The organism is uncultured Spongiibacter sp., assembly GCF_964011655.1.
GTDB lineage: Bacteria > Pseudomonadota > Gammaproteobacteria > Pseudomonadales > Spongiibacteraceae > Spongiibacter > Spongiibacter marinus.
The window spans coordinates 130,105-155,736 of sequence record NZ_CAXGPO010000002.1; the positions used below are offsets into that span (position 1 = coordinate 130,105).

Genomic DNA, 25,632 nt, shown 5'->3' on the forward strand with positions numbered 1-25,632 from the left:
GGAGGCTATCATGATTGATGCAATCGTCCGCCTTTCTGTAGAGCGACGTTTTTTAATTTTATCGATGATTATGGTTGTCATTGGCATGGGGGTGTGGAGTTTCCAGCGATTGCCGATAGATGCTGTACCAGACATCACTAATGTCCAAGTGCAAATTAATACGGAGGCAGAAGGTTACTCTCCTTTGGAGGTTGAGCAGCGAGTGACCTTTCCTGTTGAAACGGCTTTGTATGGTCTGCCTAAGCTGTCCTATACACGGTCATTGTCGCGATATGGCCTTTCACAAATTACGGTGGTATTTGAAGAAGGTACTGACATATATTTTGCGCGCAATTTGATCAATGCAAGGCTTGGGGCTATCAAGGGAGTGTTGCCGGATGGGCTTGAGCCGAAAATGGGGCCCGTATCCACGGGACTTGGCGAAATATACATGTACACCGTTTCTGCCCAAGCGGGAGCTATTCAGGAAAACGGAAAGCCGTGGGATGCGACAGCCTTACGTGAAGTGCAGGATTGGATTATTAAGCCGCAGCTTGCGCAAGTTCCTGGAGTAATAGAGGTAAATACCATCGGTGGATATGATAAGCAGTACCATGTTACGCCGGACCCAGCGCAATTACTCGAACATAGTATTAGTCTTTCAGAACTCAGTGATGCTTTACGCGCTAACAATGATAGTCGGGGGGCTGGCTACATCGAAAACAACGGTAAGCAGCTCCTTGTTCGATCCCCTGGTTTATTGCAAACGATAACTGACATCGAGCAGGTCGTCATCGCTAATAGGGGTGGTGTGCCTGTGCGTGTCGCAGACGTGGCAGAAGTCGCCATAGGCAAAGAGTTGCGTACAGGAGCCGCAACTCGTGATGGGCAAGAGACAGTGCTAGGCACGGCTATGATGTTAATGGGTGAAAACTCCCGAAGTGTCGCAAAAGCTGTAGGCGAACGCTTGAATACGATACGTCCTTCCTTGCCAGACGGTATCAATCTCGAAATGGTATATGACCGAACTGCGCTAGTAGATCGGGCTATTAAGACGGTCGAAAAAAACCTATTAGAAGGCGCCCTATTAGTCATTGTAGTGCTTCTTCTTCTCTTGGGTAATCTGAGAGCTGCGCTTATAACGGCCGCCATCATTCCACTGTCCATGTTGGCTACCATCAGCGGTATGGTGCGTACAGGCGTATCTGCGAACTTGATGAGTCTTGGTGCATTAGATTTCGGTTTAATCGTCGACGGCGCCGTCATAATTGTCGAAAACTGTATCCGGCGACTAGCAGAATCACAGCGAGAAAGCGGTGGAAAATTGCCAGTCAATGAGCGACTTCAGCTTGTCTATCAAGCGACTACAGAGGTTATTCGGCCAGCTCTTTTCGGTGTGGTTATTATTACAGTGGTATACATACCGATCTTTAGTCTTACTGGTGTAGAAGGGAAAATGTTTCACCCAATGGCTGCGACAGTAGTGATGGCATTGATGGCTGCGATGATTTTTTCTCTGACGATTGTGCCTGCGGCCGTAGCCGTTTTCATGAATGGAGAGGTCACCGAAAAAGAGAGTTATCTTATTCGCTCAGCAAAGTCTTTATATCGACCGGTGTTGGAATGGGCGTTACAAGCCCGTTGGTTGGTAATTGGAGCAGCTTCTGCATTGCTGATGATTTGCTTGTGGCTAGCAACAACGCTGGGTACGGAATTTGTACCGCAGCTTGCCGAGGGCGATTTCGCCATACAGGCGTTAAGGGCGCCAGGCACAGGGCTAGAGCAAGCGTTATCGATGCAAGAAAATCTCGAGCGGCGTATTAAATCTTTTCCAGAAGTAGACAAAGTATTTGCTCGAACGGGCACAGCTGAAGTTGCTACTGATGCTATGCCGCCGAACATATCGGATATATATGTAATTGTTAAGCCAAAGGAGCAATGGCCTGACCCGAAAAAATCACGAGAAACACTAATATTAGAAGTGCAAGAGTCAGTCGAACTGCTCCCTGGCAATAAATATGAATTCACACAGCCCATTGAGATGCGATTCAACGAGCTGATTTCAGGCGTTCGTGCAGATTTAGGCATCAAGGTGTTTGGTGATGATCTAGATAAGTTACTTTCTTCCGCAAACGCCATCATGGAGGTTGTTCAGGGGGTTGATGGGGCAGCTGATGTGAGGGTAGAACAAGTGACAGGCTTGCCCATGTTGTCGGTGCATCCACGGCGTATGGCCTTGTCTCGTTATGGACTATCGGTCGATGATCTACAAGACTTTGTCGCTGCCAGTATCGGAGGTGAGAATGTTGGCCTTATCTATGAAGGTGATAGACGCTTCCAGCTAGTGATACGTTTGCCTGAAAAAATGCGGCGTGACATAAGAGGGCTTGGTGACTTGCCTGTGCCGCTGCCGGATGGACAGTACGTGCCTCTTTCTGAAGTGGCTAACCTGGAGATGGCGCCGGCTCCAAATCAAATCAGTCGGGAAAATGGAAAGCGTCGAGTGGTGGTCACTGCAAATGTGCGTGATCGAGACCTTGGCAGCTTTGTCAAAGAAATACGAAATCGAGTTAGCGAAGAAGTAGATCTCCCTGCGGGGTATTGGTTGGATTACGGAGGTACATTTGAGCAGCTACAGTCAGCCAGTCAGCGATTGGCACTGGTGGTACCTGTGACGTTGCTTATTATTATTGCACTGTTAGTGATGGCATTCGGTTCACTCAAAGACGCATTAATAATTTTTAGCGGAGTACCTTTGGCACTAACAGGTGGGATATTAATGTTGTGGTTAAGAGATATGCCTCTGTCTATTTCTGCCGGAGTGGGTTTTATCGCCCTATCGGGTGTGGCTGTTCTCAATGGGCTGGTGATGGTTGCTTTTATCCGTGACTTGTGGCGGCTGAATGGTAACTTAATTGAGGCGGTGATAGAGGGGGCGATAATACGTCTGCGCCCAGTTCTTATGACAGCGTTGGTTGCCAGTCTTGGCTTTGTTCCAATGGCATTAAATACCGGTACGGGTGCAGAAGTGCAGAGGCCTCTGGCTACGGTCGTAATCGGCGGTATCATTTCGTCAACATTGTTGACGCTGTTTGTATTGCCGGTTTTATATTCTCTCTGGCATCGAGGTGACAAAGATTTGTCCGACACAAAAATGGCGGATAAATCTGAGTAGTTGACTGGTAGCTTTCGCCCGTAATTTATTACGGGCGAACTCATTCTCGTATTCTCCCTTTTCAGGAGAGTTGAAGTATCTCTAATTTGATATTTAACAATCGATTTTTATTGCGTCTTTACTGATGGAGGATTTGTGGGTGGCTGTTCCACGAATTCTCAAATACAGGCGACTAAGTAAGGCACGTTAGGGGAAATGTATTAGTGGCAAATAGCGAGCATATTAAAGTTGAGAGTGACGCAGATAATGGTGACTTGCGGGTGGTCGCTGCTATATGGGCTAACGGGTTATTAACTTTTGCCCAAGTTGCTGGAGGAATTTATGCAGGCAGCCTCGCGTTAGTTGCCGATGCATTACACAATTTTTCGGATATGGCTGCTTTGGTTATAGCGTTAGCTGCGCGAAAAATTGCTAGACGTCCGGCTAATCTGAGAATGCCATTTGGCTATGGTCGTATCGAAGTTGTTGCGGCACTTATTAATTACACAACGCTAATAGTGATTGGGCTGTATCTGATCTATGAAGGAGGTATGCGAATTTTCGAGCCGCAGGAAGTCGCTGGCTGGACGGTCGTAATAGTCGGGGCAGTTGCGTTGATCGTCGATTTGGCAACAGCGGCTCTTACCTACTCTATGCAAAAGGGCAGTGTGAATATCAGGGCCATGTTTTTGCATAATTTATCGGATGCGCTTGCCTCAATTGCTGTAGTTGCTGTTGGTATAATAGTTATTTTGTATGATGTTAAATGGGTCGATCCAGTTGTCACAATTTGTATTGCGACATATATCCTGTACGTTGCTTTTTCCGAAATCGGCACGCCAGTGCGCACTTTAATGCTAGCTAGTCCGCCTGGAATTAGTTATGAAGAGCTTGTTGATGTTATTAGCAATATAGAGGGAGTTGTCGAGTTGCATAATGTACATCTTTGGCAATTAAGTGAGAATGCTTCCGCATTTGATGCACATATTGTGTTGGCGAGGGAGGCGTGGGTGGGTGTTGAAGTAATAAAAAATGAGATAAAGAATGTTCTCCGAGGACAATTTGGAATTAACCATTCGACGCTGGAATTTGAATGTTATGATCGCGATAGCCCGTGCGAATATTCAACGCTAGGCATAAGTGAGGGCATGACTAGAAGGTGATATTTTTGTAAAGCTTGACTAATGTTTTTGAGGATGGACGTCTCGTAAACGATTACAGTGTACGCTTGCGGGGCTTGAAGGGATTGCGTAAACTGTGGTTGGCGTTTTCCGAGTGTCCGTTACTTAAATTAACCGGATTGTTTTTAGCAAGCTAAATTATGCGAACAGCAAAATACAGACATGTAATCGTAGCGTTACTGCTGATGATGTTTATCGGCCAGGTGATCGCGTCTACGACTGTATCTTGCCAAAGTTCTTCTGCCTCAATGCCGGTCCATGGACAGATGATGGATTCCGGCGTGAAGGACCATTCTCAGCATATGGGATCAGATGTGGTCTCGTCGGATGGCATGGCTGCCGCTGACTGCTGCCCGGATTGTGATTGCAGCTTGGGTGGGTGTTCCTCAGTGGTATTGTCCGTACACCAGACCACTTTTTATTCTAGCTTGAAGGCACTAACTGCTCATTATGACGAGTCTGTGACTTCTCAGTTAGCTGTTTCTCTCCTTCGCCCACCTATTGCCCGCTAATACAGGGTAAGTGCGCCTGAAATTGGGCGTTTTTACTCAACTGCTGTTAGCGGGAGTCTTTGTCGGTTATCGATAAAAAAACCTCAGAACTCCCAAATAGAAAGTCTGAAAAGACCATGCGCTATGTGGGATTTAGCATGAGATATGTCGTTAGAAGTATTGGCAGGGTAGTCGCGGCTACGTTGCTACTGCCGAGTGTTGTTGCCTATTCTGATAAGGCAAGTTTATCCGCTGTGTCGAGTTCAGTTTCTGATGAAGCGAGCTCGTTGGCTGTCTATAAAAGTCGAACTTGTGGATGCTGCGAAAAGTGGGTGTCACATATCGAAGAATTCGGCTTTGAATCGGAAGTGAATCACCCAGCAAATTTGAACAAGATAAAATCTGATAAAGGTATAGCGCCACGTTATCAGTCCTGCCATACCGCTGTCACAAATGATGGCTATGTGTTTGAAGGGCATATCCCAAGCCCCGTCATCCAGCGCTTTCTTGCTGCTCCCCCTAAAGATGCTATTGGCTTGGCCGTACCTGGTATGCCGGTGGGAAGTCCCGGCATGGAAGTAGGTGATCGCTTCGATCCTTATGACGTTTTTTTGCTGAAGAAAGATGGAAGCTATGAAGTCTATCAGCATATCGCGGCCCAGCGGCTGTAAAAAGAACAGTGAGAGTAAGCTATGAAAGATAAACAATTAATCATGAGCTCCCCAATAGAGATCGACAGCTCACGCCGACGCTTCGTCACTGGCATGGCCGCAGGTGGGGCGCTGCTGGGTCTGGGTTTAGGGCCGCAAATTTCTTTTGCAAGGCAACATACCGGAATCCGTTTTCCTCAAACCTTAACAGGTACAAAATTTGACCTAAATATAGGTTACCAATCAGTAAACTTTACCGGAATAGAGCGGATTGCTACCGCAGTTAATGGCTCGGTACCAGCGCCTATTTTGCGTTGGCGGGAAGGAGATCGTGTCACTTTGCGTGTCACTAATAATCTTGCTCACGATAGTTCGATTCACTGGCATGGAATTATCCTGCCTACGGAGATGGACGGAGTCCCTGGTTTAAGTTTTGACGGAATTAGACCTGGAGAGACCTTCGAATATAGCTTCGATGTCAAGCAGAGTGGGACTTATTGGTATCACAGTCACTCAGGGTTTCAAGAACAAACAGGTATGTATGGTGCCATTGTTATTGATCCGAGGGAGCCTGACCCAGTGGCCTATGATCGAGATTATGTGGTGATGCTATCGGATTGGTCGGATGAAGAGCCTGAAGCCATTTATACCAAACTAAAAAAGCTCAGCGATTACTACAACTTTAGTGAACGCACAGTCAGTGACCTGTTGCGTGACATACGTGAAAAAGGGGTAGTCCGGACCTGGAATGAGCGCGCTATGTGGAACCAGGCGCGGATGAGTGAGGCTGACATCAGTGATGTGACGGGCTATACCTATACGTTTTTGATGAATGGCCAGACTCCTGATGGCAACTGGTTTGGGCAGTTTCAAAAAGGGGAGAAAGTCCGGTTGCGTTTTATTAATAGTGCTGCCATGACTATTTTCGATGTTCGCATTCCTGGTTTGAAAATGACGGTTGTAGCCGCCGACGGACAAAATATCGCCCCAGTCACAGTTGACGAATTTCGCATTGGTGTTGCAGAAACCTACGATGTGGTTGTTGAGCCCAGCGTGGAATCAGCCTATACGGTATTTGCGCAAGCTATTGACCGTAGTGGCTATGCGCGCGGCACGCTCTCTCCCAATCCTGAGTGGCAGGGGGAGGTTCCTGCTATGGATCCTGCGCCCGTGCTAGGTCACCGAGATATGGGCATGGAAATGGGCCACAGCATGCAAGGGTCGCAGGCAATGGTTGGTATGTCGGCTATGGATCACAGCCAGCACGGCATGCAGACAATGGAGCATGTACATCACGGTCAGGGCTCGAGGCTTGGTAAAGCTGGTATCGGTAGCAACAGGGCTATCAACCATGTAAGTACTGAGTACGGCCCCCAGGTCGATATGCGAGCTGATAGCCCCATGGGCGGTCTAAGCGATCCTGGTATTGGGTTGCGTGATCACCAGAGATTGTACGGGCGGCGCGTACTGACTTATGCGGACATTTACAATTATTACCCCACCCGCGATCCCCGTGAACCTAGCAGGGAAATCGAGTTGCATTTGACTGGTAATATGAGTCGCTATATGTGGTCAATCAATGGAGTCAAATTTTCTGATGCCGACCCAATCCAATTGAAATACGGCGAACGTGTCCGGTTTACCTTGGTGAATGACACCATGATGACACACCCTGTGCACCTTCATGGAATGTGGAGTGAGCTGGAGACAGGTAATTCCAAATATATTCCTCGAAAGCACACCGTTATCGTACAGCCGGGTTCTAAGATCAGTTATTTGGTCACAGCGGATGCGAGAGGCCGCTGGGCTTATCACTGTCATCTTCTTTATCACATGCCCGGTATGTTCCGGGAAGTGCGTGTGGGTTAAGGGGGCGATGATGAAAAGTATAAAGACAATTGTTTTTCAGCTCGTTATGGCATTGGCGGTGACAGCCTCTATGATCAACGTCAGCTTGGCTGGGGCTAAAGATGACCCAGTTCTCACCATGTTGCAGTTTGATAAATTGGAGATGCAGGGCGGAGAAAGCGAAAATCCGCTGGTGCTGGAAGGTCAGGGCTGGATTGGCCAAGATTTGAATAAATTTTGGCTCAAAACTGAAATTGAGCGAGAGGATGGAAAAACGGAAGAAGCTGAGCTGCAGGCGCTATATAGCAAGGGAGTTTCGCCTTTTTGGGATTTTCAGGTCGGTATACGCAGGGACTTTCAGCCCACACCAGGTCTGAACTGGGCGGTAATCGGTCTTCAAGGCCTTGCCCCCTATTTTTTTGAAGTAGATACAGCATTGTTTATCGGCGAAAGCGGCCGAACAGCGTTGCGAGTGGAGGCTGCATATGAACTGCTGTTTACCCAGAGGCTGATTTTGACGCCGGAGATTGAAGTGAATTTATATGGCAAAAACGATGAGGAGCTAGGTATAGGCTCAGGTCTATCTGATATCGAGACTGGATTAAGATTGCGCTACGAAATCAGACGAGAGTTCGCCCCATATATTGGTGTTAGCTGGAGTAAAAGTTTTGGTAATACGGCTAATTTTGCCCGTGAAGACGGAGAGGGTACTAACGACATCCAATGGGTGATTGGTATCCGCACGTGGTTTTAGCAGACATTAACAGATACTAAAGCAGAACTTTTATATTGATATGAGAATTTAATTATGAAGAAAACAAAGATTGCAATTTATGTTTTATTAGCCAGCTTTTTTGCCGTCGGATTTGTCCATGCTCACGATCCGTCTCTGCATAAAGAAAAGATGGAAAAACCGAAATGCGAGGCAATAAAAAATATCGATCACTCAAAGATGGATGAGAATGACCCAGTTATGCTGGCGATGATGAAAAAATGTAAGAGTGCAATGGATGGCGATGAAAATTATGCAGGGCATTCCGGGCATAAGGTCGGCGATAAAGTCGAGTCTAACCAGGTGAATCAACATAAGGATAGGCATAACCATTAACTTAACTGGTAGGGCGGTAGGCACAGCTGCTTGCCGCTCCTGGTTTTTTTGAATGACCATTGATGCCTCTAGGAGCATAAAATGAATACACTTAAATCCCTTGCGCTTATAGGGGCCGTTGTTCTGCTGGGAGGTGCAGTCTATCTGTACTCAGGGGCCTACCCTATGGGAGCTGATGTTCCCCACAACAAGCTTACTTACTGGCTGTTGGAAACTCTGCGTGAGCAATCAATCAAGAAGGCCTCAGGAAATATTAGTGTTCCTCCACTGGATGATCCCGAACTCCTACTCTCTGGTGGTGCTGACTACAATGATATGTGTGCTTCATGCCACCTGAAGCCTGGAAAGGAGCAAAGCGATATGAGTATTGGTTTGTATCCGCAGCCACCGAATCTAAGCAAGGCTTCAATAGCGCATGGGCACGATCATGCCGATTCTGAGAAAACCGCTCGACGCCAGTTCTGGATTATAAAACACGGTATTAAAGCTTCAGGGATGCCCGCATGGGGTGCAACACATGACGATGAGCGAATTTGGGCGATGGTTTCATTCCTGCGCAGACTACCGGAATTAAATGCGGAGCAATATCAAATTCTCACAGCACGAGATGAATCTAATACTTCGCCTCATCATTGACGAAAGTAAAAGTAATGTTGGGTAACTACTATTGTCATGCTGTGTGTATTTGCTGTGGGTCATTTTGAAAACGGTAACGACTATGTGAAGAATTTAGATAAGAAAAATTTTTATAAATAAGTGCTAGGAAGAGTTTTCAAGTGCTTACAGTAAAAGAAGTGAAGTATAAAAGGCAGGTGTTTATATAAAAAATGGAGTTATCGCTCATAAACGCACTGGCTGGAGATAGCAGTTAAGTCTGTGTTAGTAACAGGGGTGGTTCCGACATTTGGGAGTCCGAGATTTTTTGGGCTATTGTCTTATGTAGGCCATATATGTGTGTAATATTTGATTTAGGTCAATTACCGATGCTAGCAACAGTAATACGCTAAGAGTGCGGGGGTAACAGTGTGTCTATGATTCGTTTGATTGGTATAGGATTAGTGATTTGGGGGTTGATCGTTCAGCCTCTGATGGCTGCTATGCCTGCACCAATGATGGATGATAGTTCCCGTTCGGCTGGAATGGTGGATTCTGGTGTCATGGCTCATTCCATCGGGCATCATGATGATAAAGATACAAAAGAGCAATCGAAAGCTCCTTGCCATGAAAAGACTACCAACTCTGCTTCCTCTGAGTCCTGCGAAAATTGCGATATGGACTGCATGAATGCAATATGTGCCTCTTCCTGCGTGATGAGTGGGGCAACAGCATTCCAAAAATCATCAGTTACTATTCACCTGTTCAACAGTTCGCTTGTGGCTGAGTCCTCTGGGGCGCGTGCCTACGCGCTCCCTTCTCGTATTTTTCACCCTCCCAAACACGCCTAATGTCCGATAGGCGTTACTGCGCCTGCTATATCGGATTTCCTAAACGTTGATCTATTGACCTAGGTCTTACACCTAGGCTGTAGGATCAATTCCTTGGCTGAGTGCGCCCGCTTTAGTGCTCCGCCAGTGACTGGAAAGTATTTGCGGAACCAATATTTGGTTGCGAATACACGTCAGGATTGGGGGTGTTATGAAAACGGTAACTGAAATCGCCAGACGATTTAATGTAAGTGCTGACACTATTCGGCACTACACAAAGCTGGGTTTGCTCTCCCCGGAAAGGGATGCGAACAACGGCTATCGACGCTACGGAGTACAGCAAGAGCGACGCTTACGCTTTCTTTTGTCGGCCAAAAGGCTGGGTTTTAACTTGAAAGATATCCGAGAAATTTTGGATATGGCAACGTCCGGTGACACCCCTTGCCCGTTAGTCCGAAAACTGATCGATCAGCGATTGGAGGGGATTCGAGAGGATATGCGGGATGCACAAAATCTGATGGTCCGCATGGAGTCGGCTTCCAGTGGCTGGCGTGATTTACCTGATCGCACTCCTTCAGGAGAGAGTATTTGTCACCTTATTGAAACCTGGGATAGCGTCAACAGTGCTGGCGATCATGCTATCTCTTCAGCGGACGAGAAAGATGCAATCGAGCAAGAGTGAAGTGTTAGATAAAAACCAGGCGACCGTCTCGCGGGATATCAGATATCTCCGCATACACGGTGCCTCATGTGCAAGTTGCGTAAGCAAGATTGAAAGCGCGCTTCAAGGGGTTGATGGAGTAAAAGAGGCGGTGATGAATCTGGCGCAAAGTACGGTGTCAGTTACTGGAGATGCCCCTGTCGAAGCGCTGACCAATGCAATTGCGGCTGTAGGTTATGACGCGGAAGGTATTACAGACAGCTCGGACCAGAGTGTGCTCGATGAAAAGGAACAAGCGGACGAGGCCTATTACAGACGCTTGATGCGGGAGATGTGGATTGCGCTATCGCTTGGCGTGCCACTGATGATCTATGGCCTTTTTGTAGGCGAGATGACCGTTACCACAACGATGGAGCGAGCAGTGTGGCTGGCTATTGGCTTGTTAACGTTTGGTGTGATGTTTTTCGCCGGTAAGCATTTCTATATCGGTGCCTGGAAGTCGCTTGCCAATCACAGTGCCAATATGGATACCTTGATCGCTTTGGGTACGGGTACTGCTTGGATTTACTCCATGTTTGTCGTGTTCTTCCCCTCTTTGGTGCCTGAAATGGCAAGGCATGTCTATTTTGAAGCCACAGCCATGATTATTGGCTTGATTAACCTTGGCTTGGCACTGGAAATCAAAGCGCGTGGCAGGACATCAGAAGCGATTAAGCGCCTGATTGGCTTGCAGCCAAAAACGGCCAGAGTAGTGCGAAATGGCAAAGAGGTGGATATCGCCATAGAGCAGGTACAACTCGGTGATCGGGTGAGGGTTCGTCCGGGCGAGAAAATATCGGTTGATGGCATTGTTATGGAAGGCCTGACCGCAGTGGATGAATCCATGCTGACCGGTGAACCCATGCCCGTAGAAAAGGCGGCAGGAGATGAAGTGGTTGCCGGTACGATCAATAAGAGTGGTTCTATACTCTTTAAAGCCACGCGGGTGGGCAAAGATACTGCGCTGGCGCAGATCATAGACATGGTGAAACGGGCACAAAATTCAAAGCCACCTATTGGCCGTTTAGCCGATGTTATCTCTGCCTACTTTGTCCCCGTAGTAATGATTATTGCAGTGATCAGCGCATTGGTCTGGCTGAATATTGGCCCTGATCCCCGAGTAGCCTTTGCGATTGTTTCGGCCACAACTGTACTTATTGTTGCTTGTCCCTGTGCGCTCGGTCTGGCCACTCCGATGTCAGTGATGGTTGGAGTAGGTAAGGCCGCTGAGGCTGGTGTTCTGATCCGTAATGGCGAGGCGCTGCAAACAGCATCGAAAGTCACGGCCATGATTTTGGATAAAACCGGCACGATTACCTTAGGTGAGCCGAAGGTAACGCACATCGAGCTGGCGCATGCACGCGATGAAGATGAGGTGTTGCAACTGGCCGCTAGCCTAGAAGCAAGTTCTGAACATCCGCTGGCCTTGTCCATTATCGAGTCAGCCAAAGAGCGAGGTCTGACTCTGGATGCTGTAGGTGATTTCCGCGCCGTTGCTGGTTACGGGGTGGAAGGCGTGGTTCGTGGTCGCACTCTGTTGTTTGGCAATGAACGATTGATGCGTGACAGCCGTGTCGATATCGATGCATACATCGAAAAGGCACAAGCTATGGCGGCTCAGGCGCAAACGCCCATGTACTTTGCCGTTGACGGAAAACTCGCTGCAATTATTGCGGTTGCCGATCCCATTAAAGATGACTCCATTGAGGCGATAAAGCGTCTGCAAAGTAACGGTGTGCGCATCGTCATGCTGACAGGTGACAACCGAGACACAGCAAAAGCAGTCGCGGAAAAAGTCGGTATTACCGAGTATTTTGCCGAAGTGCTACCCGATCAAAAATCCGACAAGGTCGCTGAACTGCAGGCTCAGGGTGAGATTGTGGGCATGACTGGCGACGGTATTAACGATGCCCCAGCACTGGCCTTGGCTAACGTCGGGTTTGCCATTGGCACGGGTACAGATGTCGCCATTGAAAGCGCGGATATTACCTTGATGCGGGGTTCCCTGCATGGCTTGGCTGATGCCATTGCTGTCAGCAAGGCGACGTTAAGTAATATCAAACAAAACCTTTTTGGGGCCTTTATCTATAACGTAGCTGGGGTGCCGGTCGCGGCTGGTGTGCTGTATCCGTTCCTGGGATTACTGCTGAGCCCAGTTATTGCAGGTGCGGCAATGGCGTTTTCATCACTGACAGTGGTGAGCAATGCGAATCGTTTGCGCTTTTTTAATGCGCAGAGCCATTAAGGAGAGACCGACATGATGATCATTAACCTGCTGGGTATACTACTGATTGCACTAATTGTCTGGTGGTTCTGGCTTTATAAGCCCCAGGCTGTTTCAGCAGATAAAAACACCGTGACCATCGTGGTGGATAACGGCACGTATGAGCCTTCAAGAATTCGATTGGTGGCGGGCCAAGATACGACGTTACGCTTCCTCCGCAAAGACGCATCGCCTTGTGCGGCAACCGTGGTTTTTGCAGATTTCGATATCAGCGAAGAGCTGCCTTTAAACAAATCCAAAGACATCAGCCTGCCGCCTCTAGCATCAGGGGAATACCCGTTCACCTGCCAAATGCAAATGTACCGCGGTGTGCTGATAGTTAAAGAGAACGGAGGTTATAACTATGCTAAAAAAGCTAAAATTTAGGGGAACAGTTTTTTCGCGCACATACGCATTTTCATTATTTTTAACGCAGCTCCTTATTGTTAATAATAACGTGTATGCCAGTGAAGTTAATTCCTCGGTGTTAAATGAACATTCGGCTGTTGAAGTGGCTGTCAGTGACAATCCAAATTTGGCCGAAGTGCAAGAACGCTATAAAGCCTTATTAGAGGTGCCGTCCCAAGTTGGAGCCCTGCCAGACCCTATGGTCAGCTTGAATGCCATGAATTTCCCCACCGACAGCTTCGACAGAGATCAGGAGCCCATGACTCAGCTTCAGGTAGGTGTCATTCAGGTTATTCCTTTTCCGGGAAAGCTGGGGCTAAAAGAAGAAGCTGCTGAATATGACGCAAAGGCAGCTGGGCACTCAGTCGATGAGGTGCGTTTACTGCTCGTGAAGAATGTGAAGAGTAAATGGTGGCAACTTTATTATCTAGATCGTGCTTTGGATACAGTAAAAAGCAACCAGGCCTTACTTCAGCAATTTATTACGGTTGCACAAACTAAGTATGAAACAGGAAAGGGATTGCAGCAGGATGTGCTGCTCGCCCAGTTAGAGCTTTCCAGATTGATGGATCAAGAAATTCAATTGAAAGCGATACGTCGCAACCAGGCGATTAAACTCAATATCCTGATGGATAGACCGGCGAATGATGTCATTGTCTTACCTGATCAGGTTTCCAAGTTAATGCCGGCTTTGGCCGATGAGAACGCGCTCTATCTGCAAGCAGAATCTTCGCGTCCGCTACTCAAAAAAATGGAAACTAAAATCGAGGCCGCCCAGTCACGCCTGGATCTGGCTAAGCGTGACTACTACCCCGATTTTAAATTGGGGGTTACTTACGGTGATAGAACCGGAGACAACCCTCCGCCTATGGGTGGTTCGCGTTCAGATTTCTTCTCCGTCATGGTGGGTGTGAAGGTTCCGCTTTATTCTGGCAGGAAACAGTCCAAAGCTGTTTCGCAAAGAAGCAGTGAGCTACAAATGAATCGCTACGCCTTACTGGATGAGAAAGGCTTAGTAATGGCTGCAATATCCTCTGCTGTTACGGATTATCAAGAGGCTAAACAACAGTTTTCATTGTATGGCAGCGGCATCGTTCCACAAGCACAGCAAACCGTTCAATCCATGTTGGCAGGATACCAGGTCAGTGAAGTTGATTTTCTTAACTTAGTGCGCAGCCAAATGACTCTCTTTAATTATGAATTGCAATATTGGAAGGCGTTGAGTGATGCAAAACAAGCATTAGCACGCCTGGAGGCCGCTGTCGGCGAGGAATCTGTTTATGAATAAATCGACACTAGTTATAGCCGTGTTCATGCTAGGTATAGGACTAGGAGCTGGATATTGGTTATCTGGTAGGAGTGTTGCCACTACTGCAGCGACTGATGAAAAAGAGCCGATATTTTATCGAAACCCAATGAATCCAAGCGTTACTTCCCCTGTGCCAGCGAAGGATTCAATGGGCATGGACTATATACCGGTCTATGCCGAAGAAGATAATAAGCCCTCGGAGCGGGAGATACTCTTCTATAGAAACCCGATGAATCCTTCAGTGACTTCCCCTGTGCCAGCAAAAGATTCGATGGGTATGGATTATGTGCCTGTTTATGCCGATGAAGAGTCCAATGAGGTCGTGGGTACTGTCAAAATCGATCCCGTGATTGTACAGAACATTGGAGTACGTACCGCGATAGCGCAGCAGACAGCCATTAGTCGCACTATCCGAGCTGTGGGCAGGGTAGACTTTAATGAGGAGCGTATGGCTCGTCTACACCCTAAAGTCGAAGGATGGATAGAGGAAATACGGGTAGATAAGACAGGGCAAAATGTTGCTGACGATGACATTTTGCTAAGCATTTATTCCCCGAAGCTTGTTTCCGCGCAGCAAGAATATTTGTTGGCACTGAATAATCTAACAGCACTGGAGAAGAGTCCATTTGACGAGATTAAACAGGGAGCACGGGATTTGGTCAAAAGTTCCCGTGAGCGGCTACAGTTGTTGGATGTGCCTGAACATCAAGTTCAAGAGTTGGAGCAGAGTCGAGAGATAAAGAAGAGCCTTCATATCCACTCTCCAGTGGCGGGAACGGTAATACGCATTGGCTCGCGTCATGGGCAGTATGTGACACCGAAAACTGAACTCTACATGATGGTAGACCTAAGTCAGGTTTGGGTATACGCCGATGTATACGAATATGAGTTGCCCTGGGTCAAGGTGGGTGATGAGGTTGAGATGACGCTAGCCTCAGTGCCCGGGAAAACCTTCACGGGCTCGCTGGACTATATCTACCCTTACGCCGAGCCGACAACACGGACTACCAAGGTGCGGCTTGTTTTCGACAACAGTGAGTTGTTGTTACGACCCGATATGTTTGCAGAAGTGAGTATCCAGTCGGACGCCCAAAACAATGCTGTGGTAATACCTGCAGAGTCGGTGATCCGTTCGGGTGGGCGGACACAGGTGTTTGTGGTTAGAGCGCCGGGTAAGTTCGAGCCACGGCTGGTAGAGCTAGGTATCGAGTCCAATGGTCAGGTTGCCGTGTTGAGCGGTGTGGATGCAGGGGAAGAAGTTGTCACTTCGGCTCAGTTCTTGGTGGATTCGGAATCAAAGTTACGCGAAGCAACTGCCAAGATGATGGAAGTGCTGAACAGCTCTGATACTAGTTCAGAAGATGGCGCAAAGACTATGCAAAGCCCTAAGGAAATGGAACATAGCAAGGAGGATATGATTGAGCATTCCCAGATGCAGATGAATGGTCACGCGGACATGGATATGAGCGAAAAGACGGATGATTTAACGCATGGGGTGCATGACCATGATTAATGCCATTATTAATGCCTCTCTGCGTGATCGTTTTATGGTGCTGATTGCGACTGTCATTGTCGCGCTAGTCGGATTGTTTGCCTATAAAAATGCGCCGTTGGACGCCATCCCAGATTTGTCCGACGTTCAGGTTATCATTTTTACCAAGTATCCAGGTCAGTCTCCCCAAGTAGTAGAAGATCAGGTGACATACCCGTTAACCACTTCAATGCTGGCGGTACCTAAGACCAAAGTGGTTAGAGGTTACTCGTTTTTTGGACTGTCTTTTGTGTACATTATTTTTGAAGATGGCACCGATATGTATTGGGCGAGATCACGGGTGCTGGAATCGATCAACTACGTGAGTGGTCGGTTGCCTCAAGGTATTACGCCGACGCTAGGTCCAGATGCTACTGGGGTTGGCTGGATATATGAATATGCTTTGGTCGATAAAGCAGGTAAGCATGATCTGGCGCAACTGCGCTCTCTGCAGGATTGGTACTTGCGTTATCCCTTGCAAACGGTGCAAGGGGTCGCTGAAGTTGCGTCAGTTGGTGGCTACGTAAAACAGTATCAAGTTGAAGTCGACCCCAACGCCTTACTTCGTTACAGCATCCCGCTAAACAAAATCAAGACGGCCATCAAAATGTCCAACAAAGATGTAGGTGGCCGTCTAGTGGAAATGGCTGAAACGGAATATATGGTTCGTGGCCTAGGGTATATACAGTCGATTGATGACCTCAATAGCATCCCCGTTAGTGTGGATAAAGACGGCACTCCCATTCGACTTCAAGATGTGGCGCATGTGCAAATAGGTCCTGAGCTTCGCCGGGGGTTGGTTGATCTTAACGGTGAAGGTGAGGTTGCTGGTGGCGTTGTCATTATGCGTTTTGGCGAAAATGCATTGGCGACTATTCAGGCGGTGCGAGCCAAGCTGGAAGAACTGAAGGCCGGCTTGCCTGAAGGCGTTGAGATTGTTCCCGTGTATGACCGTGGCGATTTGATTGAGCGAGCGGTTAAAAGCCTGAATACCTCACTCTTTCAGGAGCTGGTTATTGTTAGCTTGGTGGTGATCTTGTTTTTGTTACACGCGCGATCAGCGTTCGTGGCGATTATCACGCTGCCTTTAGGAATCCTGATGGCCTTTATCGTCATGCGTATTCAAGGATTGAATGCCAATATCATGTCATTGGGAGGGATAGCGATCACCATTGGCACGATGGTCGATGGGGCGATTGTAATGGTGGAAAATGCCCACAGCCGGTTAGCTGAGGCTCGTGAAGATAAAGGAAGTGATCTGACCCTGGATGAACGCTGGAAAACGATTCGGGCATCTTGTCAAGAAGTAGGGCCAGCGTTGTTTTTCTCGCTGCTCGTTATCACCGTGTCATTTCTACCCATCTTCACCATGCAGGCGCAAGAAGGGCGGTTATTTAGCCCGTTGGCCTTTACTGCAACCTATGCGATGGCGGCGTCAGCTATTCTGGCGATTACCCTTGTTCCTGTGATGATGGGTTACTTTCTACGCGGTAACATCGTGGCTGAGCATAAAAACCCGATCAATCGCGCGCTTCACGCGATTCATGGGCCCACCCTGAAGCTCGCCATGCGATGGAGGAGTGTCACACTGGCATTGGCGCTAGGTTTGTTGGCGGTCACTTATTACCCCTATTCGAAGCTGGGTAGTGAATTTATGCCGCCCCTAGATGAGGGCGATATCCTCTATATGCCGACCACATTTCCGGGTATTTCGATTACTAAAGCCAAGGAGCTACTACAACAAACTGACAAAATCCTGTCTACATTTCCTGAGGTACACCATGTATTTGGTAAAGTTGGGCGAGCAGAATCAGCGACTGACTCGGCGCCTCTGGCTATGATCGAGACAACCGTACGTCTAAAGCCTAAAGAAGAATGGCCAGACCCCTCAAAATCTACCAAGGATCTGATGAATGAAATGGATCAGGCGATACAGTTTCCTGGTTTAGCCAACGCCTGGACAATGCCGATCAAGACCCGTATCGACATGCTATCGACGGGTATTAAAACGCCTATTGGTATCAAGGTGTCAGGGCCTGATCTCAATGTTCTGCAGCAGGTTTCCCAGGATATTGAGCAAGCCATGAAAACACTGCCGGAAACAACCTCAGCCTTTGGTGACCGAGCAGTGGGCGGTTATTATCTTGATTTTAAAATCAACCGGGAGAGCGCAGCGCGCTATGGTCTTACCGTAGGTGCCGTGCAAGACATTGTCCAAAGTGCTATTGGCGGCATGAATATCACCGAAACGGTCGAAGGGCTTGAACGCTATCCGGTGAATCTACGGTATCCGCGTGAATTGCGTGATGACATGGAGACGCTAAAAAGGGTACTGATACCCACGCCAACAGGTACGCAAATTCCGCTGGCGATGGTCGCGGATATTGATTATCAGCGTGGCCCGCCGGTTATAAAAAGTGAAGATGCGCGGCCCAATGCCTGGATATATGTTGATATTTCAACCTCGGATATCGGTGGCTTTGTTAACAAGGCAAAGCGTGTCCTTGAGGAGCAGGTCACAGTGCCTGCTGGCTATACGATTACCTGGTCGGGGCAGTTTGAGTATATGGAGCGGGCCGCAGCGCGTTTGAGTATTGTCGCACCAGCAACGCTTCTTATTATATTCCTGTTGCTCTATTTCAATTTCCGCAATATCACCGAGCCATTAGTAGTGATGATGTCAATTCCGTTTGGCTTGGTTGGTGGCATCTGGATTATCTATATCAATGATTACAATATGTCAGTCGCCGTGGCTGTAGGTTTTATAGCGTTGGCGGGGATGGCGGCGGAAATTGGTGTGCTGGTATTAAGCTTTATTGATACGGAGGTTGCCAAGCGGCGGGCTGCTGCTCAAGGTGTTTTGTCGTTTGATGAAATCAAGGACGCTGTACTCTCGGCAACATCAAAGCGTGTACGACCGGTGGCTATGACGGCGACCTCGACCATGGCAGGATTAGTTCCCATTATGTTGAGTAGCGGTACCGGGTCGGACGTTACGCATCGCATTGCTGCGCCAATGCTGGGCGGAATGCTGACGGTTATGGTTCTCAATCTGTTGGTATTGCCGGTTATTTATAGCTTTATTTTACAGCTCCAGGAAAAAAGAAGGACAGACTCTGCCACGCCGGAAAACTTCCCTCAAATACGCGAAGGAGGAAATTCCGCGTGATACTGGCTGTCGTGTTGGCGTTTGCCCTGGTTGCAGTGACTTTTGCTCTTCACTATCGGGTGTTGCTTTGGTTGGGTGAAAACACCCCAAAGCTTAAGCTTCCAACACATACACAGGTGTTAGTGATTGTCGTTGTGCTGTTTCTTACACATATTGTAGAAATTGGCATATACGCAGTCACTTACAGCTTATCAGTGACCTCATTTGAACTTGGCACATTTCGAGGTTCACCAGTTACTGATGCCATGAGTTATTTATATTATTCGGGTGTTGTCTATACGACTTTGGGTTTGGGCGATATTCAGCCTGAAGGCCATATTCGGTTTATTACCGCCATGGAAGCGCTTAACGGTTTTCTACTGATTACATGGTCTGCTTCATTTACGTTCTTGGCCATGGGGCGTTTATGGCCCTGGGATAACTCGTGTTCAGGTCAAAATAATTCCTAATTAATAAATTTAATGCTGATTGATAAGGGCGAAATAGCGCTTCCGGAATAATACCGAAATAATTATAAACCTATTAAAAATCAATGAGATATCGGCTGTAAAAACTACGGCTGGTTAGTTCCTCAGAAAAGCCGGTTGCCGTCAGTAAGCTGGATGACGGCACAATGAGCTTACTCAATATTCTGGATCTGTTCGCGCATTTGCTCGATCAGTACTTTCAGTTCAACTGCGGCCTGGGTGCTTTCGGCAACAACGGCTTTGGACGACAGGGTGTTGGCCTCGCGGTTGAGCTCCTGCATTAAGAAGTCGAGCCGCCGACCCACTGCGCCGCCTTTTTTGAGTACGCGGCGCACTTCTTTTACGTGGGTGTCGAGGCGGTCGAGTTCTTCATCGACATCGGCTTTCTGGGCAATGAGGGCCATTTCCTGTTCGAGCCGCTCGGCGTCGAGCTCCGCTTTCAGGTCGGCGAGCCGCTGGCGAAGTTTATCCCGTTGGCCACTGACGATTTCCGGCATGCGCTGACGTAAATCGGCGACGATGCTGTCAATGCTGACGAGGCGTTGCTCGATCAGGTCGGCGAGTGCTAGGCCTTCGCGTTGGCGATTGTCGCATTGGTCTTGCAGGGCTTGCTCAAAGCTGGTCAGCAGTGCCTTGCTAATGGTGTCGCTGTCGACCTGGGCATTTTGCATGACGCCAGGCCAGCGCAATACTTCTAGTACGTTGATAGGCGCAGCATGGGCAATATCGGCCCGCAGGGCGTTTGCAGTGTTGAGCAGCTGCTCGGCCAGCTCTTGGTTAAGCGTCAGGCTTTGCTCTTGTTCTTGCAGGTTAATACGCAGCGAGCATTCCACTTTGCCGCGTTGCAGCGTCTTGCGCAGCCGATCGCGCAGCTCTGGTTCCAACTGGCGCCAGTTCTCGGGGAGTTTAAACGACAGCTCCAGGTAGCGGTGATTGACGGAGCGCAACTCCCAGATGGCGGTACCCCAGTCATGTTCACTGCGGCGGTGGGCGAAGGCGGTCATACTGCAAATAGTCACGGGCGTCCCCTGTTAGTAGCGTCTTGTCACGGTATTGATACGCAGGCTTGGCATTGTAGCGGGAAACGGGTTTCGCTTCAGTGCCTGTGCGGCAGGTATACTGTCGCGCTTCAGTAGAGGAGATTGCTATGAGTTTTGTTCGACCGAGTGGCCGCAGCGCCGATGAAAAACGCGAGCTGCGTATTACCCGCAACTACACCTGTCACGCCGAGGGTTCTGTATTGATCGAAACCGGTGCAACGAAGGTGCTGTGTACGGCCTCGGTTGATGCTAGCGTTCCGCCGTTTTTGCGCGGCAAGGGACAGGGCTGGATCACGGCTGAATACGGCATGTTGCCGCGCAGTACCGGCAGTCGGATGGGGCGCGAGGCGGCGCGCGGTAAGCAGTCGGGCCGCACTCAGGAAATTCAGCGTTTAATTGGCCGCTCGTTGCGTGCCGCGGTGGATTTGAGCTTGCTGGGTGAGCACACCATTACGCTGGACTGCGATGTAATCCAAGCTGATGGCGGCACGCGCACAGCATCCATTACTGGCGCTGGCGTTGCATTGGTTGATGCCATTCGGCATTTGCAGCGCAGCGGCGCGATCAGCGCTGACCCCCTCAAGCAAATGGTGGCTGCGGTTTCCGTTGGGGTTTATGAAGGTCAGCCAGTGTTGGACCTGGACTACATTGAAGACTCGTCAGCAGAGACCGATATGAATGTGGTCATGGACGAGGCGGGCGGCATAATTGAAGTGCAGGGAACCGCTGAGGGGGCAACTTTCAATCGCAATGAAATGAATGCGATGCTGGATTTGGCAGAGAAGGGTATAGCCGAGTTGATCGCGGCGCAGCAGGCCGCTTTAGCGGAGTAGCGGGCGTGCGGCGGAGGCTCAGCCTCCGCCGCTTATAAGCTTAAAAGGCGCTTTCTGGCAATTCGTAGTCGTAATCCATGATTACCGGCGCGTGCTTGCCGAATTGCTGCACTTTGTAGATGGCGCCGTACTCAACGCGCGGAATCAGCCTTTCTGACACCACCTGATAGTCTACGCGCCAGCCGTTTTTGCCTGGCTCGCCGTCGGGCCAATAACTGAACTCATCGGCATCGGTATTCACCAGGCGGAAGGCGTCAGCGTAGTGTTCTTCATGGAACAAGCGTTCCATCCACTGCTGCTCTTCAGTAAGGCTGCCTGATACGCCGTGGTTGCCCTTCACATCCTGAATATCAATGCTTTTGTGGGCGATGCCCCAGTTGCCGCAAATGACGAAGTCGCGGCGCTTGTTGCGGACTTTGTGCAGGTGGTTGTAATACTGCTCAAAGAAGTTATTTTTGCGGATCTGCGCCTCGCTGTCGCCGTCGGGGACGCTGGGTGCCAGCAGGCTGCCGATGCTGATATTGTCGAAATCGGCCTGGATGTAGAGGCCATCCATATCAAAATCCATGAAGCCGAGGCCAGTCATAATGGCTTTGGGTAGCTGTTTGCAGTAAATCGCGACACCGTTACTTTTGCCATCGGCGGCATCGAAAAAGTACGGGTTATACTCGCGGGGGAAGAAGACGTCGTCGCGAAGCTTATACTCGGCTATACCCAGGTTTTGCAGGCAGATGATATCCGCGTCCTGCTTGACGACCCAGTCAAAAAAGCCTCTTTCCGCAGCATCAGTGATGCTGTCAGCGCAAAAGCTGATGATTCTCATGTGCTTCCCGTGTGTCTACTATGCGGGCCTGATGCCCTTATTCAACGATACTGTCGCCCGCCATTATTGGGGCAGAGTAGGCCGTGCTGTGTGCGTTGCAAGCCTCTAAAGGAGATTGCGATGCGACGAGATCGACACTTGCAAAGTCCGTACTAAACAGGTGTTTAGACTACAATGAAACCCTTTTTACGACAATCAATTGGGCGTGAATGTCGGCAAAAACACCATGATTGAGGGCGTTCCGCGGAGTTTTGCCTACAATGCCCGCGCTTCGCTCTGGGCCGCGGCCACCGCGGTGCGTACAATAAGGGGCTCTACAATCCAGCTTTTGTGAGATGAGTCGTAGCCGCCCATGAGTATTAAGCCTTTTCAGCAGCAGTTTATCCGCCAGGCCATCGACAGCGATGCGCTGTGTTTTGGTGAATTCACCCTGAAGTCGGGACGTGTCAGCCCGTATTTCTTTAACGCCGGCCGTTTTAGCAGCGGTGGCGCCTTAAGCGCATTGGCGGCCTGCTATGCTGACGCCATTGTGGACTCGGGGGTGCAGTTCGACGTGTTGTTTGGCCCGGCATACAAGGGGATTCCTCTGGCTGCGGCAACGGCCTGTGCACTTGCAGAGCGCCACAATATCGACATTCCCTTTGCCTATAACCGCAAAGAAGCCAAAGACCATGGCGAGGGCGGTACCTTGGTGGGCGCGGCGCTGCAGGGCCGTGTATTGATTATTGACGACGTGATTACTGCGGGTACGGCGATACGCGAGGCCATTACAATGATCGAAGCCGCGGGCGCCAGCGTGGCGGCGGTGGCGATTGGTCTCGACCGCCAGGAGCGCGGCAAGGGTGAGCTGTCGGCGATTCAGGAGCTGGAACGCGAGCGCGACCTGGCAGTCATTAGTATTGTTGGCCTTAACGATATTGTTGAGTATCTGAATGCCGGTGCAGGCGATCCTGAACTAGTATCTAGGGTAAGTGCGTATCGTGAGCGCTACGGTGTGTCGTTATAGTTCACAAAAAACAGGAGAGTGAGAGTTTATGCCTTGTTGGTCGTTACGGTTTCTCAGCCCACTATGCCTCGCGTTGGCCGTAGTGAGCGCGCCTGCCCTGGCGGCAGAGAAGCTGTTTTATCGCTACGTCGATGCCAACAATAAGGTGGTTATCCTCGATCGCTTACCACCTGATGTCGTGCCGCGCGGCTACGATGTGATCCGCGTTGACGGCAGTGTAGTGAAGAGTGTGGCCGCGCAGCTGACCGGCGCCGAGCGGGAGGCGTGGGAGCGCGAGAAAGCGGTGGCAAAAGCGCGAGCTGAAGCCGAGGAAAAAATGCGCGCTTGGGATGAATCCCTGCTGCTGCGTTACAGCGACACCGCCGATATTGACCACGCCAAGGCGCGTGCACTCAATGACATACGGGTACGCATTTCGATACTGAAGAGCAATTTGTCGGCGCTGAAAGACAAGGTTAGAAAGAATCAGTCTGAAGCGGCCGAGCAGGAGCGCCGCGGTCGCTCCGTTCCTGAGGCATTGGCGAAAACGCTAAATGATTTGCGTCGCGAAGTCAGTGCTACCGAGAGTGACCTTGAGCGACGCAACGCGGAATTGTTCGAGGTGGAAGAGGCCTACGAGCGAGACAAGGCCCGCTTCTCTCAGCTGCAGGAAAATGTAAAACGACGCCGTGCTTTTCACAGCGAGAGCAATTAGCGGCTAGCGGAATACGGTCGCTCGCAGTAGCTGCCATTGGTCATCCCAGTCTGCGCTCGGCAGGCGCTTGAATTCACTGCGCACAAATTGCCCGATACGCCCCTCTACGCAGGCCATCAGTAAGTTTGCTGTGGTATTGGCGGTGGCCTGGGTGCGCAGCCCCTCGCGAAGTTCGGCTTCGCGCAATATTTGTCGCAGCTGCATTTCCAGTCGGTCGTAAAATTGTTGCACGCGGCTGCGCAAGCGCTCGTGCTCGCCCGCCAGGGCATCGCCATTGAAAATGCGAGTAATGCCGGGGTTGCGTTCGGTAAAAGCCAGCAGCAGGTGAAGGATTTTAGCGAGCTGCGCTTCTGCCTGCTCCTCTTCGCTGCAAATCAGCGCAACGCGACTGAAAATAGCCTCTTCTACAAACTCAATCAGGCCTTCAAACATCTTCGCCTTGCTGGGGAAGTGGCGGTATAGCGCCGCCTCGGAAACACCGACTTCGGCAGCCAGTTTTGCCGTGGTAATACGGCTGCCCGGCTGACTTTCCAGCATGGTGGCCAGAGACTGCAGAATTTCGTCGCGGCGAGAAGGTCGCTTAGTCATGGCCTGCCTTATTCGCCGCTGTCTGCAGCTTGCACGCTGCTGTTGGTGATGAGGGTGCCCACACCGGTGTCGGTGAAGATTTCCAGCAGGACGGCATGGGGCACGCGGCCATCGATAATATGGGCGCTGTTCACGCCGGCATTCACGGCACTGAGTGCGCAGCCGATCTTCGGTAACATGCCGCCATAAATGGTGCCGTCTTCAATCAGCGCGTCGACCTGTTCGGTACTCAGCCCGGTGAGGACTTTGCCTTCTTTGTTTTTCAGGCCCTCGATATTGGTGAGCAGCATCAGCTTCTCAGCCTTCAAGACCTCGGCAATTTTCCCTGCAACCAAGTCGGCATTGATGTTGTATGAGGCGCCATCCGGGCCGACCCCGATGGGAGCAATCACCGGGATAAAGTCGCTGTTTACCAACATATCCAGCACGTCGGTGCTAACACTTTCCACCTCGCCAACATGGCCAATATCGATAATCTCCGGGGCCGACATTTCTGGTGTCTTGTGGCGAACCTTGAGCTTGCGGGCGCGAATTAATTGGCCGTCTTTGCCTGTCAGGCCTACGGCCTTGCCGCCGTTGTGGTTGAGCAGTGAGACAATTTCTTTGTTGACGCTGCCGCCCAGCACCATTTCGACCACGTCCATGGTGTCGCTATCGGTCACGCGCATGCCTTCCACAAAGCGCGATTCGATCTGCAGCCGTTTTAGCAGGTCGCCAATCTGCGGGCCACCGCCGTGAACCACCACGGGATTCATGCCAACCAGTTTCATCAGCACGATGTCTCGCGCAAAGTGCTCCTTGAGCTGGTCGTCGACCATGGCGTTGCCGCCAAACTTTACAACGATGGTTTTGCCGGTGAAGCGCTGAATATAAGGCAGTGCTTCGGTCAGAACGCGGGCGACATCGCCCGCAGCGTCGCGGCTGAGTGACATAGTGTTTCTCGTGCTGGGGGCCGATTAGTCGGCC

22 protein-coding genes are annotated in these 25,632 nt (G+C 49.8%); 18 read left to right on the forward strand and 4 right to left on the reverse strand.

The features are described 5' to 3' along the window. Positions 1–10 precede the first annotated feature (10 nt). The 15 genes from ABNS66_RS01935 (at position 11) to ABNS66_RS02005 (ending at position 19,664) form a co-directional block, all read left to right on the forward strand. On the forward strand, positions 11–3,154 hold the full coding sequence (locus tag ABNS66_RS01935; RefSeq protein ID WP_286695483.1) for a CusA/CzcA family heavy metal efflux RND transporter: 3,144 nt from the start codon (positions 11–13) through the stop codon (positions 3,152–3,154). Positions 3,155–3,357: 203 nt separating this feature from the next. Then, the gene (locus ABNS66_RS01940; RefSeq protein WP_286695484.1) at positions 3,358–4,296 is read left to right on the forward strand and encodes a cation diffusion facilitator family transporter; all 939 of its coding nucleotides are present in this window, start codon (positions 3,358–3,360) and stop codon (positions 4,294–4,296) included. 589 nt (positions 4,297–4,885) lie between these two features. Then, positions 4,886–5,476 carry a DUF411 domain-containing protein gene (locus ABNS66_RS01945; RefSeq protein ID WP_286695485.1) on the forward strand — a complete coding sequence of 197 codons (591 nt, stop codon included), beginning with the start codon at positions 4,886–4,888 and terminating at the stop codon, positions 5,474–5,476. A 21-nt stretch (positions 5,477–5,497) separates the two neighbouring features. Beyond that, complete coding sequence (locus ABNS66_RS01950; RefSeq protein ID WP_286695486.1) at positions 5,498–7,324, forward strand: copper resistance system multicopper oxidase; 1,827 nt, start codon at positions 5,498–5,500, stop codon at positions 7,322–7,324. A 10-nt stretch (positions 7,325–7,334) separates the two neighbouring features. Continuing rightward, positions 7,335–8,057 carry a copper resistance protein B gene (locus tag ABNS66_RS01955; protein ID WP_286695487.1) on the forward strand — a complete coding sequence of 241 codons (723 nt, stop codon included), beginning with the start codon at positions 7,335–7,337 and terminating at the stop codon, positions 8,055–8,057. Positions 8,058–8,111: 54 nt separating this feature from the next. Next, positions 8,112–8,411 carry a hypothetical protein gene (locus tag ABNS66_RS01960; RefSeq protein ID WP_286695488.1) on the forward strand — a complete coding sequence of 100 codons (300 nt, stop codon included), beginning with the start codon at positions 8,112–8,114 and terminating at the stop codon, positions 8,409–8,411. Between the two features lie 81 nt (positions 8,412–8,492). Next, positions 8,493–9,047, forward strand: coding sequence for a cytochrome c (locus ABNS66_RS01965; RefSeq protein WP_286695489.1), 555 nt, complete (start codon positions 8,493–8,495; stop codon positions 9,045–9,047). A 395-nt stretch (positions 9,048–9,442) separates the two neighbouring features. Continuing rightward, entirely contained in the window at positions 9,443–9,856 is a 414-nt protein-coding gene (locus ABNS66_RS01970; RefSeq protein ID WP_286836501.1) for a hypothetical protein, read from the forward strand. A gap of 190 nt (positions 9,857–10,046) precedes the next feature. Further along, entirely contained in the window at positions 10,047–10,517 is a 471-nt protein-coding gene (locus ABNS66_RS01975) for a MerR family transcriptional regulator (protein ID WP_286695491.1), read from the forward strand. Beyond that, complete coding sequence (locus ABNS66_RS01980; protein WP_286695492.1) at positions 10,498–12,780, forward strand: heavy metal translocating P-type ATPase; 2,283 nt, start codon at positions 10,498–10,500, stop codon at positions 12,778–12,780. Before ABNS66_RS01975 ends, ABNS66_RS01980 begins: the two co-directional genes overlap by 20 nt. A 12-nt stretch (positions 12,781–12,792) precedes the next feature. Then, complete coding sequence (locus tag ABNS66_RS01985; RefSeq protein ID WP_286695493.1) at positions 12,793–13,185, forward strand: cupredoxin domain-containing protein; 393 nt, start codon at positions 12,793–12,795, stop codon at positions 13,183–13,185. Then, positions 13,163–14,494 (forward strand): TolC family protein, encoded by a 1,332-nt coding sequence (locus ABNS66_RS01990; protein ID WP_286695494.1) that lies wholly within the window; start codon positions 13,163–13,165, stop codon positions 14,492–14,494. The genes ABNS66_RS01985 and ABNS66_RS01990 overlap by 23 nt, the downstream gene beginning before the upstream one ends. Then, the gene (locus ABNS66_RS01995; protein WP_286695495.1) at positions 14,487–16,028 is read left to right on the forward strand and encodes an efflux RND transporter periplasmic adaptor subunit; all 1,542 of its coding nucleotides are present in this window, start codon (positions 14,487–14,489) and stop codon (positions 16,026–16,028) included. Before ABNS66_RS01990 ends, ABNS66_RS01995 begins: the two co-directional genes overlap by 8 nt. Next, positions 16,021–19,215, forward strand: a complete 3,195-nt coding sequence (locus tag ABNS66_RS02000) for a CusA/CzcA family heavy metal efflux RND transporter (protein ID WP_286695496.1) — start codon at positions 16,021–16,023, stop codon at positions 19,213–19,215. The genes ABNS66_RS01995 and ABNS66_RS02000 overlap by 8 nt, the downstream gene beginning before the upstream one ends. Then, entirely contained in the window at positions 19,212–19,664 is a 453-nt protein-coding gene (locus ABNS66_RS02005) for an ion channel (protein WP_286695497.1), read from the forward strand. The genes ABNS66_RS02000 and ABNS66_RS02005 overlap by 4 nt, the downstream gene beginning before the upstream one ends. A 170-nt stretch (positions 19,665–19,834) precedes the next feature. On the opposite strand, the gene ABNS66_RS02010 is transcribed toward ABNS66_RS02005, so the two are convergent. Next, on the reverse strand, positions 19,835–20,701 hold the full coding sequence (locus ABNS66_RS02010; RefSeq protein ID WP_348655195.1) for a YicC/YloC family endoribonuclease: 867 nt from the start codon (positions 20,699–20,701) through the stop codon (positions 19,835–19,837). A gap of 128 nt (positions 20,702–20,829) precedes the next feature. Between ABNS66_RS02010 and rph the strand changes: the two genes are divergently transcribed. Further along, positions 20,830–21,555 carry a ribonuclease PH gene (rph, locus tag ABNS66_RS02015; RefSeq protein ID WP_286695498.1) on the forward strand — a complete coding sequence of 242 codons (726 nt, stop codon included), beginning with the start codon at positions 20,830–20,832 and terminating at the stop codon, positions 21,553–21,555. A gap of 40 nt (positions 21,556–21,595) precedes the next feature. Here rph and ABNS66_RS02020 read toward each other — a convergent pair whose 3' ends face one another. After that, complete coding sequence (locus ABNS66_RS02020) at positions 21,596–22,378, reverse strand: exodeoxyribonuclease III (RefSeq protein ID WP_286695499.1); 783 nt, start codon at positions 22,376–22,378, stop codon at positions 21,596–21,598. A 358-nt stretch (positions 22,379–22,736) separates the two neighbouring features. Here ABNS66_RS02020 and pyrE point away from each other — a divergent pair, with 358 nt between their 5' ends. Both pyrE and ABNS66_RS02030 read left to right on the forward strand, forming a co-directional pair. Beyond that, positions 22,737–23,384, forward strand: coding sequence for an orotate phosphoribosyltransferase (gene pyrE, locus ABNS66_RS02025; RefSeq protein WP_036256932.1), 648 nt, complete (start codon positions 22,737–22,739; stop codon positions 23,382–23,384). A gap of 82 nt (positions 23,385–23,466) precedes the next feature. After that, positions 23,467–24,078 (forward strand): hypothetical protein, encoded by a 612-nt coding sequence (locus ABNS66_RS02030; protein ID WP_286836500.1) that lies wholly within the window; start codon positions 23,467–23,469, stop codon positions 24,076–24,078. Positions 24,079–24,081: 3 nt separating this feature from the next. Here ABNS66_RS02030 and slmA read toward each other — a convergent pair whose 3' ends face one another. Then, entirely contained in the window at positions 24,082–24,666 is a 585-nt protein-coding gene (gene slmA, locus ABNS66_RS02035) for a nucleoid occlusion factor SlmA (RefSeq protein ID WP_286695501.1), read from the reverse strand. A gap of 8 nt (positions 24,667–24,674) precedes the next feature. Beyond that, positions 24,675–25,598 carry an acetylglutamate kinase gene (argB, locus tag ABNS66_RS02040; RefSeq protein WP_204997116.1) on the reverse strand — a complete coding sequence of 308 codons (924 nt, stop codon included), beginning with the start codon at positions 25,596–25,598 and terminating at the stop codon, positions 24,675–24,677. Positions 25,599–25,632: the final 34 nt, after the last annotated feature.

Bases quoted from the DNA above. Each gene is read 5' to 3' on its own strand.
- ABNS66_RS01935 (WP_286695483.1), top strand. From the start codon at position 11: ATGATTGATGCAATCGTCCGCCTTTCTGTAGAGCGACGTTTTTTAATT.
- ABNS66_RS01950 (WP_286695486.1), top strand. From the start codon at position 5,498: ATGAAAGATAAACAATTAATCATGAGCTCCCCAATAGAGATCGACAGC.
- ABNS66_RS01955 (WP_286695487.1), top strand. From the start codon at position 7,335: ATGAAAAGTATAAAGACAATTGTTTTTCAGCTCGTTATGGCATTGGCG.
- ABNS66_RS01960 (WP_286695488.1), top strand. From the start codon at position 8,112: ATGAAGAAAACAAAGATTGCAATTTATGTTTTATTAGCCAGCTTTTTT.
- ABNS66_RS01965 (WP_286695489.1), top strand. From the start codon at position 8,493: ATGAATACACTTAAATCCCTTGCGCTTATAGGGGCCGTTGTTCTGCTG.
- ABNS66_RS01970 (WP_286836501.1), top strand. From the start codon at position 9,443: ATGATTCGTTTGATTGGTATAGGATTAGTGATTTGGGGGTTGATCGTT.
- ABNS66_RS01975 (WP_286695491.1), top strand. From the start codon at position 10,047: ATGAAAACGGTAACTGAAATCGCCAGACGATTTAATGTAAGTGCTGAC.
- ABNS66_RS01980 (WP_286695492.1), top strand. From the start codon at position 10,498: ATGCAATCGAGCAAGAGTGAAGTGTTAGATAAAAACCAGGCGACCGTC.
- ABNS66_RS01985 (WP_286695493.1), top strand. From the start codon at position 12,793: ATGATGATCATTAACCTGCTGGGTATACTACTGATTGCACTAATTGTC.
- ABNS66_RS01990 (WP_286695494.1), top strand. From the start codon at position 13,163: ATGCTAAAAAAGCTAAAATTTAGGGGAACAGTTTTTTCGCGCACATAC.
- ABNS66_RS01995 (WP_286695495.1), top strand. From the start codon at position 14,487: ATGAATAAATCGACACTAGTTATAGCCGTGTTCATGCTAGGTATAGGA.
- ABNS66_RS02000 (WP_286695496.1), top strand. From the start codon at position 16,021: ATGATTAATGCCATTATTAATGCCTCTCTGCGTGATCGTTTTATGGTG.
- rph (WP_286695498.1), top strand. From the start codon at position 20,830: ATGAGTTTTGTTCGACCGAGTGGCCGCAGCGCCGATGAAAAACGCGAG.
- ABNS66_RS02020 (WP_286695499.1), bottom strand. From the start codon at position 22,378: ATGAGAATCATCAGCTTTTGCGCTGACAGCATCACTGATGCTGCGGAA.
- slmA (WP_286695501.1), bottom strand. From the start codon at position 24,666: ATGACTAAGCGACCTTCTCGCCGCGACGAAATTCTGCAGTCTCTGGCC.
- argB (WP_204997116.1), bottom strand. From the start codon at position 25,598: ATGTCACTCAGCCGCGACGCTGCGGGCGATGTCGCCCGCGTTCTGACC.